Here is a 14,479-nt window from a genome sequence, read left to right on the forward strand (position 1 = left end):
GGGGGTAAATTAATGTACGAAGTTAATGTTAGTGATGATTTTGGTATATGCCAGTTTGGTAACTATGCTTTGTTTAACCCTGAAAATATTAGCAGCCTCTCAAAGAAAATTATTGATATATCTAAACCATTTACAAAATTGCTCCCTGTTTTGAAGGAAATAAAAAACATGTATATTGTCTCTTGTTTTCAAAAGAGTGATGAGATAACCAATGCAATTGAATTAATCCGCCTATGCCGTAATAACCATACCTTTATTACGGTTATTACCCTAAAAGCCTCATTAAGAGGTCAATTGGCAGTTAATCAAATTAAAAAATGAAGCGGACATTTTTTTGATTCTTGAAAATGAATATTGGGAAGATGAGAAAATAGTTGACCCAGTATCGTATGCAATTTCGTTTTTGGTTGAAGCATTTGATGAAGTAATAATAAGCAAAGATCACGTGCCGTCGTATGATGGCCCACTTTATGCATTTTCTAAATCTGGAACAGCGGAAATAATAACATTTAAAGTTCTAAAAAGTGAATATGAAAAAGAAAATTATGAGATTGCTGACGAAATAAAAGAAAAACTATCTGGAAAGCGTTTAGCCTTATTAAATATAAAGTCAGGTGATGATGTGCGTGTATGGCCTAAGGAGGTAATAACTAAGGCTGTTAAACGCGCTTCTGGAAATATGCTTTATGCTTCTTGGTGTTCTTTATTTGGTCAAAGCATTGGTAAAAGAACATGGGTAACAGTTATTGTTTCAGATTTAGATAATAAGGATAATAGCTATAATGGCCCCAAAAATAGGACTTTTTTTCAAGGTGGACACTTATGATAACAAAACCTTCATTTCTTTCCTTATAGGAATACTCGTAAAAAATAATTTTAATATTTAAACAATAATGAAGTAACTATATAACATAAAGAGATCAAAGTGGCACCGCCACCGGGAAAAAATCTGCTTTTTACGCCATTAGCAAAGAAATTGTTATTTTCTCCGATAGCGATCAAAACAAGTGAATCTGTTTTTATATCATTAATAGTTTGGGTTAAGCCTTTAACCCGTACAGTTTGAAAAAAGAAATAAAAGAAAGCTGAAAACATGAAGAGAGCTGAATTAAAGAAGAAGGCTCCGGGTGTTAAAAACAGGCTCAGAGCCAATAACAATTTAACATCACCTCCCCTCATCGCCCCGTGGGAATAGACGAATAAGAGAATTAAGAAAAGGAATAAGAAAGAAACGCCATAGCTTACGGAATATGTTTTGGCGTATATGACATAAATTATCCCGAGAATAAATCCGGGTATTGTCACCCAATTATATATTTTCCGCTTCTGCCAATCCGTCAGAACACAAATTGACAGCATCACTAAAGGTATCAGCAATGCTAAATAATTGACCATACATTTAATCATTCCTTACATTCAAATTATGGTGAGATTTTTAAAGCAGCGTCTTTCGCTATTTTAATTGTCCAATAAGGGGTTGAATTTACGATTTGGGTAAGGCCTCGCCTTACTCTGACTTCGATATAAACCACATAGGACGGCTCAGTGATAGCGTGATCGTCAATCGGGCTTACTGCCGGCAAAACATCAGAATTATAGGTTTTATAATAAAGCGTTGCTTTATTGACATAAATAACCGGCGAGCCCGGTAGCGGATTGAGGTTATTGTCTAAAGACAAATTTTTCTTTACCATCTCTAAAAAAACAACATCCGCTTGCGCTGGGTCTATAGCTAAAATACCTTGATTTAATTTGGCCTGGTCGGTTTGCTGGCTGGCTGCTAAAGCGGCAAATTTTATACTGTCCGTTATTCCCCGTTTTATGTTTATGGTGTGGTAGTAATCCGTCCCCCAGCCAATAAGGGCAAGAGAAATGCCCAAAAAAATCAGCAGTTCAATTAAAGATGAACCCCGGTCGTCTTTTATTATTTTATATAGCTTCTTCATAAACACCTCATTTAAGGCAAATATTGACTCATGATCGTTTTGGTTACCGTAACCGTCTCCGATTTGGAAACTGGGTGTCCGCTTGACCAATCGGTAAATTTCCGGGGTCCGGTTATGGAAATTGTTATATATTGTCCGTAAGTAACGCGGCTAGCATCACTGCCCGATCCGGTAACCACAAATAAACCGGTATCGACGCCGGTGTGTTTCAGCTGATCTTTCATCAGATTTCGGACCTCTGTCGTAGTTCCTCCGACAACGGCAGCCCTTTCCAACCCGAGATTCACGGCGTTAACCATGGATCCCTGCAAGTTATTAAGGAAAAACATCGATATGAATGTGAAGAATATCGCCATCCATAATGCAAAGACAATTAAGAATTCAATCAAGGTAGATCCGCGTTCATTATCAGGGTTTTTCATTAGTTTTTTTTGTAATTTCAGCATAATTTTAAGCGGATAGCATACGTCTGAACATATACTATCCGCCATCTCCCTTCCTCCTCACGGTGAGGAATATTTTCATTAAGGAGTGGTGATATTTGTTATACTGGTATTCATATCCGTCAATTTGCCGCGGATTGTAACAAACAACACCGATACGGCTGCAACCGTAGCCAGAACACCGCCGAAGATCCAAATAATATTTTGAACAAGATCTCCGCCTTCATCTTTGTAAAGGTTTTTTAGAAAATTTCCCATAAAAAAATAACCCCCCCTTCTTAATTAAGTTTGCTCATTCCGGCTGAGTCATTTGCTATTTTGGCTGTTATTGTATTGTAAAGAATCACCGCAATGCCTATTGTTGCCAGAATACCACCAAGCAGCAAGACGATATTTTGAACAAGATCCCCCCTTTCATCACGCAATACTGTTGCCAGATAGCGGACAATTTTTTTCACATATTGTCACCTCCCTACATTATTTGGCCAAGGCTTTGGTTGGCCTGGTATAGCAGCGGGACAAGAATTATTATCGGGATCATAATAAATGGAATTGCGGTCAAGGCTTCAACAAGCATTTTCTTGTTTTTATACCGCCTTATTTCTTTTAATCCCTCAATATAATCAATATCCCGTGACCGGCTTGCCAGATATGCAACCATATTAGAACTATCAATGGTGATAGATTGCATTAAAATATCTGCTAAGTTTTTCAATTCTTCAATATCAGTTTCTTTACTCAATTTTGCGAGTGCCTGTTTTGGCCCTGTTATTGACATATCTTGCAGGAGTTTTTCTAAGAGAGGCCGTAATTTATTTGTCGCAAATAAGGCCCCCCGAATAGAATCAGGTATTGTTTGCCCTGCTTTTCTTAAATCAACAATATAGGTCATGATTTCCGACAACTCATTGATAAGATCATTTTTGTATTGGTTATAAAAATAGGAAAGAATGGCCGTAGGCGCTATTATCCCCACAAAAAAACCTATACAGATCAGCCCTATTATCATCAGAAAGTCTTTCGTAGAAAAGCCTGCAAAGCCAAATAAGATCGCAAATATGAAAGGGGATAATTTTTTAAAAGTCATATATTCTGCATATCCTATCGGCATTGGTTTTCCGGGCTGTTTGAGTATTTCCAGCATGTTCTCCGAACGATTATGCCCCGGCTTTTTGCTTAATAATTTAGTGATATAATTTGCCGTCTTTTTGCGAAGTTTTTCTAAACTAGATTCCTGAGTTTGTCTATATGAAAGCACAGTAGTGTGAATAGAATTTATTCTTTTAGACTCCTTACGGTTTGTCCTAATAAAAAACGCCGCAAAAAGCAGCATTAAACCCAGTGAAATTCCTATAGAACAAATCAACACCATATTCATCACTAATCCTCCATTGATAAGAATTTTAGTAACAGAGTAGCCTCAATTAGGATGGAGATAATTATCGCATTGATATATAGGTGTCCTATTGAGGATTGTTTTACCAGGGCTATTGAGTCCGGCCAAACAAGACTTACGCCTAAATACGTAAGAATCATTACCAGCGTAAATGCCACAGCTTTTGAGATTAGAGGATTAAGATCCTCTTTAATTGATTGCGCCCTGTTTTTTCTTGATCTGATTTTGTCCGAAAGCCTGTATAAAAGATCTTCCGTGTTGCCCCCGGCCATTCTCGAAGAAACGATAACGTTGTAAAAATCCCTGAAAGACTGCAGTTTTAGAAGTATCGATATTTTATATATAACCGTGTCGAATTCTTCCCCATTATTGACCCGGGACTGGATTCGGCTAAACAAAGAGCGCATTTGAGAAGGCATGGCAGCAATTGAATCCCAGGTTGCAGCTTCAAGATTATTACGCACAATATAATTGTTTAATATAAGATTGAAAGTGTTCAAGGCTTGTTTATTCAGCATTCTTCGCATACTGTGATAGATTAAATTTAACAATACCCACGGGATCATGAAGCCGACAATCATAAAAATAACAATCCCGAAAATATTATGGCTTACGATTATAGCCCCCGGATTCTGATAGATTGGATTCGGAATTTTTTCTGAAAGGATCACTATTGACAGGAAAAAAGCAATAAAACAAAACCCTATACTAATAAAAAGAAGAGCTTTTAAGCTCAACTTCAAATTTGTAATATAGATTCTTTGATTGTAATATCTTGCAAAATTACTTATCCTATTGTTATTTTTCACTTTGTCTTGCAAATAGTTTATCCTTTTATTTATGAAACCTGATATTTGCTTCTTTTCTTTTTTCCCGAGAAACCATACAATTACAGACAATAAAAGCCCAATGCTTATTCCATAACAAAGAACAAGCGTCATATTAACCACCTCTTAACATCACTGGCATTTTTTCTGCCTTTGGCAATAAGACGATAAGCAAGTTTTTTGCTTATGGGGTTAAAGATCATTTTCCCGTCGCTATCTCTTTTAAAAATATCTTTAATGACAATATTACACTCCGTATCCAGGTCTAATTCAGCTACCTGGGTGATTTCAATTTTTCTATCCACTATCCCTAACTGGATAATAATATCCACTGCCGTGACTATTTCAGTGTTAATTACCTTATCACTGACATTGGAGATAGTTTGAACCTTGGTTCTTAATTCCTGACAGCATGATTCAGCGTCATACGTATGAATTGAAGCCATTGTATTTGCATGGCCGGAGCGCATGGCCCGCAAAGTATACATTGCCTCGATCGGGAAACGGATTTCACCAACCAAAATTACATCCGGGTCCATTCTCATAACCTGTGGGTAGATTTCCTCTACCCCTATAGGATTATATTTTGTGTCGCGTTCCAGAATTTCAACAACCTCAAGGCCGGGGTAGTATTTTACCAGCTGCAGCTCCGGCCCATTTTCGATAGTTATTATCCGCAAACCGCTTTCGGGATCGCCCGGACTGGTTTCATTCGGAATAAGATCTTGAAAAATCGAGGCCAGGGTGCGGATCAAGGTTGTTTTTCCGGTGTGAGTCCCGCCGCTGACTATGATCGTAGCCCCCGCTCTTACCACATCCCGAATAAAATTAAGCTGCCGGTAAGAATGTTCTTCGTTCGGAGCAATTTTGATCTGTTCACACTCTTTATTAAGAGAGCTGCGATATTTGCTTCTTTCAGCTGTTTTTAACGTCCCGATCTTTTCAAGTTCTTCCAGGGAAAAGTTTTTATCCCTGAATCTTCGGATATTTAAGGTAATTCCGTGGCTGGGGACGATAGCGCTTTTATTGATTACAACCCTGCTTCGATCCGGAAGCCACGCATTATCCACCATAGGGCTTCCCTCGTTGGCCTCCGAGTGGCAGGTGAGCAATATGCGTTCTGTTATTTTTTCAAGATGGGCCAGATCTACAAACTTTATATCCTTGGCTAAATACCTGACTCCATTCTTTTTATAAGTGATTTGATGCGGACCGTTTACGCATATTTCCGTTATCTCCGGATCAAGAAGGAGGTCATGGATAACATCATATCCAATAATGGTTTTATATGCCTCCCAAGCAATCTCATCGATACTCATATCGGGTACATCGAGTTTTTCATGGCGAATGACATCTTTTATAACATTGCGGATTTGTTTTTGAGATTCCCCTACTCCATAAATGGCGTCGTTAAGCAACTTTGGGTGGTTTTCAGTCAATATTGACTGGATAATACTTGTTGTTTTATATAGATGGGTTTTGCTATCTGTGTCATATGCATTTGGGTCAATAGCTTTCGCTGAACTGATTCTCATTTCAATATCCTCCCTCCGATCCTAGTTCTGTGCCAGAAAAACATACGGCGTTTTTTTACGGCCACAGATAAATGAAGCTGCAGCAGAATGTTTTCAATAGATTTTTCAAACTTGCCGTATTTCAATAATGGAATAAGCGAAACAGTGGAGTTATCATAAATTACCTTGGAAACACCGTGTATTGTCCCCAGCAAAGACAGCCCAAGATTGCTCTCAATTTTGTTTTTCGTGTACAGCGCCTTATTGGAATATTGGTTGATGATCAGCTTGAATTTACTTATATCTATATTTCGGACATGCAGATTATTAAGCCATTTGGCGGTGTTCTCAATCGTGTTTCTGTTTTGGTCTACAACAACCAAAACGTCCGTTGCTTTCTTAAGTGCTACGTCGGTAGGTATAATCAACGTATCGCTTTGGACGTCAATAAAGAGTATATCTACTAGATCGGACAACTCAGTGATGATTGTACGGGCTTGAATATCTCCCAGTTTATCTATTAATTCAGGTTCTTTCGTCAATCCCGTCCAGCATAATAAATTGGGAAGGTTCTTCGTTATGTGGGCATTTTCCTTAAGTAAATCGTGATAAGAAAAATTATCCTGCCAAGACTTAAGGATATATTCAATCGAGCTTTCTTTATCTTCCAGCTCTAAAAACAGGTGGAGGCAGGGCGTTATTAACGAAAAATCCAATAGCCCTATTTTTAAGTTTGTTTCCTTTGCCAGTTTCCGGGCAAAATTGCAAGCAAGTGTCGACTTCCCAACACTGCCCACACTCCACAACGCGATTATTTTCTTTGTCTGCTCTTTGACCGCTTTATTTTCATCAGCCATAAGTTTCCTCCAATAACAATTACTTTTGAAGCTGAAGCAATGAAACAATAAAATCTTTGCCAATATTCATCTGTGAATTTTCGATAACATCGTTTATGTTGTAGAGATCTTTGGCATTCCTATCGCGCTGCCCCAACGAAATCGTTCCCATTGTTTCGGCCTGTTTGATTACTAAAAACTGTTTAGTCGTAACCTTGGCAATTATTTCTGTCGGGATGCCGGTTGCTTGCTCACTGCCTGACGAACTCACAACAGATGCTGGTCCATTCAAATGCGGGATATCTGCGGAAGATAATATCTTGCCCGCTGAATCGGCAGTCGCTTCAATAAATAAATCCGTGACAATATATCCTGCAAGCGATAAATTGCCCGTTTGTTTCGGGTCAAGAGTTAAAACAAGATCAACGGTTTGTCCGTATTTAGCAAGACCGGCAATGGATCCGTTGTAATCTGTTTTGAAGGCAATTAATCTCGAATTTTCAACCTCCGCCTTTGTGTTTTGTTCTATTTTATCCAACCGCACCGGATCGTCTTCTTTTAAAGGCCAATTCAGAGACTTGTTTGCTACCTGGCTGATACTTGTAGCAACTCCCGAAGGCACACTTTCCTTTGGAACATTTTTCACTTTCAATTGCTGTGCGCTAATAACGGTATCCTCAGAAATATTTGTGGCGGCATAAACCACAGGAATTAAAGCCTTTGCATAATCCAGATAAAAATAAAGGCCTATGCCGCTCCCTAAAGCGATAACCAAACCTAAAATAAAAAATACTTTTCTCAAAAGAAACACTCCTCAATTTATTATTTTAGAAACCGGAAAATAAAATTTCAGGTTTTCCAAGGAAGTAACCTTGTCCATAGTGAGAACCGTTTATCCTTGCCGCCTGCAATTGTTCATGGTTTTCTATGCCTTCAACAATCACCTTGGTATTCAGCCTTGCAGCATGTCCAACAAAAGCCGTTATCAGGCTATCGCGGGTTACAACATTCTTTGATTGGATGAGACTCTTATCAAGCTTAATATATTCAGGATCTACAAGGCACAAAGATTCTAATGTTGCCGAACCAGTACCAAAATCATCTAAAGCCAAAATAAAACCTAAGTCTCTTAGGACATTTAAAGACGGAAAGCAAATTCTATCCGATTCCGTTATTTCCAATACTACATTTTGACCTTTTAAACATTCCCAAAAATAAGGATCGGGCAAGCTTGGATGAACGTTAATAAACGTCTTTTCTTTTGTGCTTTTTCCGATCCGGCATATTTCCGCTAAAATTATAGTTTCCAATTCCAGCACTAAATTTTTTTGGGCAGCCTCCCTAAAAACTTCATCAGGCCTAAGATTTTCCCATCGGACTAAAGCTTCAAAGCCGAATACCTTCATTTTTTGCAAATCCCAAATTGGCTGAAAAGCTATTTCTGTTTTTATCCTTCCGGACAAAATATTGTCCAGAAAACAGGCTGAGCTTTTTGATTGGCTATTCGTGATAATCACCTGCCTTTACTTTCAAGATAGGAGACAGCTAGCTATTCAAAAAACTTAGGTCTGCCAATCATATAGAAGCCTGATGAACTTGAGCCGGAAACACTGGTTACCGCTACATTGTTTTCTCCGGCATTGCAATTGGCAATCAACAGATCTCCGTTTTGCTTACCTACAACTATGCCTACATGGCTTAAATTGGAATAAAACGCCAGATCTCCCGGTTGTGCCTGATTCCAACTTACCGCAGTACAGGCAGTATACTGACTGGAGGTACCGAATCCGATTCTATCCGCGACATCTGAATTTTCCGTAGCATTGGCAAACACCCATGCCACATAGCCCGAGCAGTCCAATCCGAAAGGCCGTACTGTTCCGGTGGTAGGACTTCCCTCGGCTGTTACCTTGGTAAGTGTTCCCCACCGGCTGTCCCAGCCGATAACTGTGGATTTGCCACCCCAAAAATAGTTTACTTTGCCGAGAAGGGAATAAGCAGCCAGCACAGTATTTTTCCGTTGTTCATCCAAATCTTCCGGTAGGTTTTGCGTAATAGCCGCGATTTCCTGCGGGGAAAGGGTAATATCCATATAGCTGCCGATAAGCCTCATAAATAGCTGCTGGTATTTGTCCTGCATAAGCTCGTTCAACATTCCCACTTGCTGCGGATTGAAATGGTATTCGACGATTATGTTCGAATAAGATTTAGAGGTGACATGAATATGCAAGACTGTCTCGGTGCTGATAACCGTTTCTTCGCTTGTGTTGCCGTCCTTATCCGTGGTGGTTGCCGTTCCCTCATGCTCAATTGTTTCCAGCCAGTAGTCGATTTTGTTCATATCCCAAAAAATATTCCGCAAGATCCCAACTTTTGTGTCGTCAAGGGTGGCAACTTCAATGCCGTTTTCCGGATCAGAGGCCACTTTTACCGCGTAAACCGCCAGGATGTCCCGCCAGTTACTGACTATATTGCTACTATAGTTGTTGGATAAATCCAGCGTGTCATGCGGGTTTTCCTTCTCTATCTGATCAAGTTTTGTCGCAAATTCTCCGTTCAGCTGGCTAACGGCCTCTGTCATAACCGGCGTATTCTTACCGGTGTCTTCATTGGAAAAGAAAACCCCGAAAACTGACTCTGACATGAGCCCTACCAGGCATACCAGCAGGATGATAACAACCGCTGCCCAGCCGCCTGCGGCAATCATTGCAAGCAGGCTCTTCGACGCCGCAATGATTGCTTTAATTGTGGTCTGCATTGCTTTTACCGCCGCTTTTGCTGAGACAGCCGCCACTCTTGTTGCCGCCTGCGTAGCCCTTTTAGCGGTTTGGGCGGTCTTAACGGTGTTTTGGGTTGCTGACCGTGAGATCTTAATGGCTGTCTTAGCACTGCGTTCGATGGTCTTAACTCTTCTTTGCGCCGTTTTTACCGTGCCTTTAGCCGCTTGCTTTACGGTTATACTACTCTCTCTGGCAGATTGTTTGATCCTGCGTCCTGTTTGGCCGTGAATTTTACCGCCCTGCAATGCTGCTTTTTCTGCGGACTGAAAAACTGAATTTTGGAAGGTCTGTGCAGCTTTTCTTTCAGCCGCTTGCTTCGCCGTTAAAGTTGCTTTGCCCTGAACATATCTCTGTTTTGATTTTGGGACTTTAGCGCCGGGATAGGAGGTATGCCCCGACTGATCCCCGCGAGTAATAGTGTTAGAAGTACCCGTCACGCCTGCCCGCCGTTCCTTGATTTCCCACACCGCGTTTTTACCGTGTTCTCCCACAGTTAGCGCTTTTTGAGCAACTGTTTCCGTACCGTCTTTTACTCCACTCACTGCCTTATCCACATAGTTACTGTCTTCGTTATGCCCATTTTGCTCCGTCTGCTCCTTTGTACGGATATAGGCGTTTTTCATCCTATGAGATACATCCGAAGCCTTATCCAGTACCTTAATATCTCTGATAACAGATTTCGTCCTTATTTCTCTCATCAACCCACACCTCCTCCCCGACTGGACATAATCTATCTGAAAGGTTTACAGTTCCTTTGCAGAGAGCTGCCGATCAGGATGCTCCGTACCCCGGCAATACTCGGGATAGCGCAGCCGGATAGCTTCAAAAAAGTAAGGAGCAAAACGGCAGTCAAACAGTTCATACGGCGCGGAGTACCTCTCTTTTCCCCCCTCTGTCCACCCGTTCCAAAGGTTAAAAGCCAAGCGGCACAGATGGATGGTTCCTCCCGTCTGCCAGGCTGCCGCAAGATTTTGCGTCTCGATGCAATTCTCTTCAAAATCAAATAAGGAATGAATATTCTCCCTTGTTTCCTTACTAATCCCCATCGTGTAAAAAAACGCCCTGTGATACACGTCGGTATTACCTGCCGCTTTAAGCATATTGTAATAAAAGGCCTCATGCTCTTTGCCTGCAAATCGGATATTTTCCATTGAATTTCCTCCTTCAATATGATGAAAAAGCCGTCATTACGTACCGGCTTTCCCCAATGAACATATAGGATTAGATTTCAGCCTGTTCGCCAGGTTTTGTAGTCATCAGGCGATAGAGCCTGGTGTTGCGCGGAAATTGATCGGCAAAGGGGACAAGGGAGCTTCCCACCTTAATCAACCCGTTCCCGGCGTCCACGTTAGTGATGTAGCTGAGCTGAAGGTCAGAAATGTTCAAAAGCCTGGCCAGCTCCATTCTGTCGGTGCTAGCCTGATTGAGCATGACGATAAATTCACTGTTGGCCAGCATGGTCCTGGCTGTGTGACTCTGCAGCAAATCATCAACATTTTGGGTAATGCCTGTGCAGAACGCCCCGTACTTCCGGACGCGCTTCCACAGGGTAAAAAGGAAATTAGCCGAATACTCATGCTGAAACATCAGGTAAATTTCATCAATAATTATAAAAGTATTTCTACCCTTGGCCCGGTTCCGGGTAATCCGGTTTAGGATGCTGTCCAGTACCACCAGCATACCGATGGGCAAAAGCTGCTTGCCCAAGTCCAGAATGTCGTAGCAAATCAGGCGGTTGTTGACGTCCACATTGGTCGGTTTGGCGAAAGTGTTCAGGCTGCCGCTGGTGAACAGCTCAATAGCCAGGGCAATTTCCTGCGCTTCCGATTCATCCTGTTTTAAAAGCTCCGCATGAAAATCCTGCAAGGTGGGCGTTATCCCATGAAAGTTGCTTTGCAGATACTTCCGGTAAACACTTGCGGTGCAGCGATCGATCAGGGACTTTTGTTTAGCCCCCAGGTTTTGGCCACCGATCAGCTGCTCACATAAGGAAAGGACAAATTCAGATTTTAGGATGACCGGATTAGCCCCGTCGCCGTAATCGCGGTTCATGTCCATGGCATTGATATGGTTCGGTGAAGTTGCGGAAATATGGATGATCTCACCGCCCATGGCTTTGACAAGGGAAGAATATTCTCGCTCCGGGTCGATCAGTATTATGTCGTCATCGCTGGATAGGATCTGGTTGACAATCTCCCGCTTGGCTGTAAAGCTCTTGCCGGAACCGGATACGCCCAGGATGAAGCTGTTACCGTTTAAGAGCAGCTTGCGGTTGGCGATTATCATGTTCTTGGATATGACATTCTGGCCATAATAGATGCCGCCGCTGTGGGAAATTTCCTGCGCCCGGAAAGGAATAAACACCGCCGTACTCTCGGTGGTTAGCGTCCGGATAGCTTCGATTTTCCTTAGCCCATAGGGCAGCGCCGTATTTAATCCGTCCATCTGCTGGAATGTCAGGGTGGAAAACTGGCAGAGATGCTTCCGCGCAGTGGTCAGCAAGGTTTCGGTATCGCTGTCCAGCTGCTCCTTACTGTCTGCAACATGCACCATGGTCAGCACCGCAAACATCATCCGCTGGTCGCGGGTTGTCAGGTCGTCGAGGAATTCCTTACTTTCTTTGCGTTGCTGTTCCATGTCGTAGGGCACAACGGCGGAAAAGTTATTGTTCTGGTTTTGCCGTCTCTGCCAGTTTGTGATGTTGGTTTCCACCCCAAGCAGTCTATTTTCCACCTCCCGTACCGCTTCATCCGTGGGGATGGGGATAATATCCAACGACAACATCATGCTGCGGTTAAAATCGCAGAGTTCGGATATCATGCTGTCTTTGATATAGCTGGCGTATTCCCTTAAGAAAATGACGCGCCCGTACTTGTTTCCCATGCGGAAGTGGTCTTTTGCAAATTCAAAGGTGTCTGGAGAAATATAATCCTTGAAGTCGTGCCCCTTTTGCATTGTTTCGGATAGATCGAACCGGAAATCCGTTTCTTCGCCGGGACGGAAAAAATCATGCAGGATGCGCAGGCGGTCCATAGTATCCAGTTCCACGCACTTGGAGCCAAGGTGGGAAAAGTGGGTGATCAGGTCGGCTCCGATGCGAGAGAAGTAGTTCCGTGCTTCCTCAATATTCTTTTTCAGCACCGATACGGTTACATATTTATCCTGGACAATCCCGTTAGCGCCGGTGGCCTTATCCAAAAGCATCCGGTTGTATTCCCCACGATAATCGTCCAGCCCGTCCCCTCTATGCGGGATGAGAATAGAGCTTTCAAAGTCCATTTTGTTCAAGCGGCGGTTGTTGATGGTGATTTTGGTGGTCGCTCCGCTGTCCAAAGAATTGAGCAGCTCCGAATAAGACAGGAACATTGCTTCCTTGTCTTCTTTGGAGGCCACCGCGTAATTAATATCTGTAAAACGAAAGGACATGGAAAATTTGTTGCCCACCTTAAAAATCCCGTCAGACCAAATGGCCTTAATCGGGATAACCTGCTGGACGCCTTTGGGGACAACAAACTTCTCCTTATCCTGCTTCACAATTTTCTGCAGGGTCTTAATCATGTCGTTTCCATTCCTCCTTTTCCTTGTTTTGAATGCTCTGCTTCAACGCTTCGAAATACACGTTTGTCGGATAAAACATCAGTTTTTTGGGCAGGATAAACTCCGATTTGAAATACGCCCAGAAAAACTGTTCCGCTGTCATGCCGTGATAGCGGATAAACCCCATGACGGCAAAGGGGAACGCACCCAAAATGCACACCCAGCTCACTGTTTCCGTGCCTAAGACATTCCGCAGGCCGAAGTAGATGCCGACGGCAACGCCAACAGCTAGGAGAGAAAAAACAAACTGCCGCATGGACAGTCCAAAGAACAAGCTTTCCGTGTAATCCCGGATTTCCCGGTTGATTTTAACTTCCAAAGTATATCCACCTCCGAAAAAAAACAGCGCCCCTCAACGAAGCGCCATCAAGATTTTTTTTACCGTTCCTGCCGGTTTTTTTTATGCTTTTCTTTTTCGATTTGGATCTTGACCACCAATTCGTCAACCTTACGGTTCTGTTCCATAAATGCCTCATCCTCTATAAGGCGAATACCGTTTTTCAAAGTTTTATTACCAAGTCTGTTAAGTTTTTTCTTCTCTCTTTCAAACTCGTCATAGAGAGACCCCTTTTTCATTCTCTAATCTCCTTTGTCTGATTTTAAGCCGGATGACAAAAGAGTGTTCTTCATCATCCTCATAATGCAGCTTGATGTGTTTACGTACCATGAAACAGCAGATTTCTGTCTCATCTTTTAGAAGGACTCCTTTCGGTTTTTACTGCGATTATCGACTTATTTTTATATTTTACTGCGATTATCGCATTAAAACCATTGTCTCTTCACATAAAATTGAGAAGAATAGTGAGGTGCAAGGGTATGAAACCACGACAGAACCCGCCCGGCAATAAAAACATGATTGGAGCCAAGGTTGTTGCCCTTAGGAAAGCAAAGAAAATTAAGCAGAAAGATTTTTTAGCGAAACTGCAAACCGTGGGCTTGGACATCAGTGCGACAAGTCTTTCACGTCTTGAAGGGCAATACCGTCTTGTTCAGGATTATGAGATTGTTGCGATTGCGAAAGCATTGGATATTTCTATTGAAGATTTGCTGGGGAAAAGACGGAATGATTAATAAAGGTACGCCGCTAAAATAGTCCGTGCACAGCCTTCCATTTCCTTCCTTGATACGTAATAATAGGGA

Annotated in this window: 19 protein-coding genes; 3 read left to right on the forward strand and 16 right to left on the reverse strand. The window is 42.0% G+C overall.

Going from position 1 to position 14,479, the window contains the following annotated elements; all coding sequences use genetic code 11:
- Positions 1–12 precede the first annotated feature (12 nt).
- Both DHBDCA_RS00165 and DHBDCA_RS00170 read left to right on the forward strand, forming a co-directional pair.
- The gene (locus DHBDCA_RS00165; protein ID WP_015042104.1) at positions 13–321 is read left to right on the forward strand and encodes a hypothetical protein; all 309 of its coding nucleotides are present in this window, start codon (positions 13–15) and stop codon (positions 319–321) included.
- A 13-nt stretch (positions 322–334) separates the two neighbouring features.
- A complete protein-coding gene (locus DHBDCA_RS00170; RefSeq protein ID WP_041225748.1) occupies positions 335–826 on the forward strand; it encodes a hypothetical protein in 492 nt (163 codons plus the stop codon).
- A gap of 50 nt (positions 827–876) precedes the next feature.
- Here the strand turns inward: DHBDCA_RS00170 and DHBDCA_RS14725 are convergent, their stop codons facing one another.
- The 16 genes from DHBDCA_RS14725 to DHBDCA_RS00245 form a co-directional block, all read right to left on the reverse strand.
- Positions 877–1,407, reverse strand: a complete 531-nt coding sequence (locus DHBDCA_RS14725) for an A24 family peptidase (RefSeq protein WP_343205466.1) — start codon at positions 1,405–1,407, stop codon at positions 877–879.
- A gap of 14 nt (positions 1,408–1,421) precedes the next feature.
- A complete protein-coding gene (locus DHBDCA_RS00180) occupies positions 1,422–1,946 on the reverse strand; it encodes a TadE/TadG family type IV pilus assembly protein (protein WP_015042106.1) in 525 nt (174 codons plus the stop codon).
- Between the two features lie 11 nt (positions 1,947–1,957).
- On the reverse strand, positions 1,958–2,437 hold the full coding sequence (locus DHBDCA_RS15600; RefSeq protein WP_242824929.1) for a TadE/TadG family type IV pilus assembly protein: 480 nt from the start codon (positions 2,435–2,437) through the stop codon (positions 1,958–1,960).
- A gap of 33 nt (positions 2,438–2,470) precedes the next feature.
- Positions 2,471–2,647 (reverse strand): hypothetical protein, encoded by a 177-nt coding sequence (locus tag DHBDCA_RS15325; RefSeq protein WP_015042108.1) that lies wholly within the window; start codon positions 2,645–2,647, stop codon positions 2,471–2,473.
- 20 nt (positions 2,648–2,667) lie between these two features.
- Positions 2,668–2,847 (reverse strand): hypothetical protein, encoded by a 180-nt coding sequence (locus DHBDCA_RS00190; RefSeq protein ID WP_015042109.1) that lies wholly within the window; start codon positions 2,845–2,847, stop codon positions 2,668–2,670.
- Between the two features lie 14 nt (positions 2,848–2,861).
- Positions 2,862–3,767, reverse strand: a complete 906-nt coding sequence (locus DHBDCA_RS00195) for a hypothetical protein (RefSeq protein WP_015042110.1) — start codon at positions 3,765–3,767, stop codon at positions 2,862–2,864.
- Between the two features lie 2 nt (positions 3,768–3,769).
- The gene (locus tag DHBDCA_RS15605) at positions 3,770–4,366 is read right to left on the reverse strand and encodes a type II secretion system F family protein (protein WP_242824930.1); all 597 of its coding nucleotides are present in this window, start codon (positions 4,364–4,366) and stop codon (positions 3,770–3,772) included.
- A gap of 356 nt (positions 4,367–4,722) precedes the next feature.
- Entirely contained in the window at positions 4,723–6,147 is a 1,425-nt protein-coding gene (locus DHBDCA_RS00205; protein ID WP_015042112.1) for an ATPase, T2SS/T4P/T4SS family, read from the reverse strand.
- Positions 6,144–6,983: an AAA family ATPase gene (locus DHBDCA_RS00210; RefSeq protein ID WP_015042113.1), complete on the reverse strand. Its 840-nt coding sequence runs from the start codon at positions 6,981–6,983 to the stop codon at positions 6,144–6,146. The genes DHBDCA_RS00205 and DHBDCA_RS00210 overlap by 4 nt, the downstream gene beginning before the upstream one ends.
- A gap of 19 nt (positions 6,984–7,002) precedes the next feature.
- Positions 7,003–7,764, reverse strand: coding sequence for an SAF domain-containing protein (locus DHBDCA_RS00215; protein WP_015042114.1), 762 nt, complete (start codon positions 7,762–7,764; stop codon positions 7,003–7,005).
- Between the two features lie 25 nt (positions 7,765–7,789).
- Positions 7,790–8,479: an EAL domain-containing protein gene (locus DHBDCA_RS00220; protein ID WP_015042115.1), complete on the reverse strand. Its 690-nt coding sequence runs from the start codon at positions 8,477–8,479 to the stop codon at positions 7,790–7,792.
- A 32-nt stretch (positions 8,480–8,511) separates the two neighbouring features.
- Positions 8,512–10,440 (reverse strand): C40 family peptidase, encoded by a 1,929-nt coding sequence (locus DHBDCA_RS00225; RefSeq protein WP_015042116.1) that lies wholly within the window; start codon positions 10,438–10,440, stop codon positions 8,512–8,514.
- 45 nt (positions 10,441–10,485) lie between these two features.
- Positions 10,486–10,893, reverse strand: coding sequence for a DUF6075 family protein (locus DHBDCA_RS00230; protein WP_015042117.1), 408 nt, complete (start codon positions 10,891–10,893; stop codon positions 10,486–10,488).
- A 70-nt stretch (positions 10,894–10,963) separates the two neighbouring features.
- Positions 10,964–13,300, reverse strand: coding sequence for a VirB4-like conjugal transfer ATPase, CD1110 family (locus tag DHBDCA_RS00235; RefSeq protein WP_015042118.1), 2,337 nt, complete (start codon positions 13,298–13,300; stop codon positions 10,964–10,966).
- Entirely contained in the window at positions 13,293–13,658 is a 366-nt protein-coding gene (locus DHBDCA_RS00240; protein WP_015042119.1) for a PrgI family protein, read from the reverse strand. The genes DHBDCA_RS00235 and DHBDCA_RS00240 overlap by 8 nt, the downstream gene beginning before the upstream one ends.
- Positions 13,659–13,717: 59 nt before the next feature.
- On the reverse strand, positions 13,718–13,915 hold the full coding sequence (locus tag DHBDCA_RS00245) for a hypothetical protein (RefSeq protein WP_015042120.1): 198 nt from the start codon (positions 13,913–13,915) through the stop codon (positions 13,718–13,720).
- Between the two features lie 240 nt (positions 13,916–14,155).
- Here DHBDCA_RS00245 and DHBDCA_RS00250 point away from each other — a divergent pair, with 240 nt between their 5' ends.
- Positions 14,156–14,410: a helix-turn-helix domain-containing protein gene (locus DHBDCA_RS00250; RefSeq protein WP_015042122.1), complete on the forward strand. Its 255-nt coding sequence runs from the start codon at positions 14,156–14,158 to the stop codon at positions 14,408–14,410.
- Positions 14,411–14,479: the final 69 nt, after the last annotated feature.

Source organism: Dehalobacter sp. DCA (assembly GCF_000305775.1).
Taxonomy (GTDB): domain Bacteria; phylum Bacillota; class Desulfitobacteriia; order Desulfitobacteriales; family Syntrophobotulaceae; genus Dehalobacter; species Dehalobacter alkaniphilus.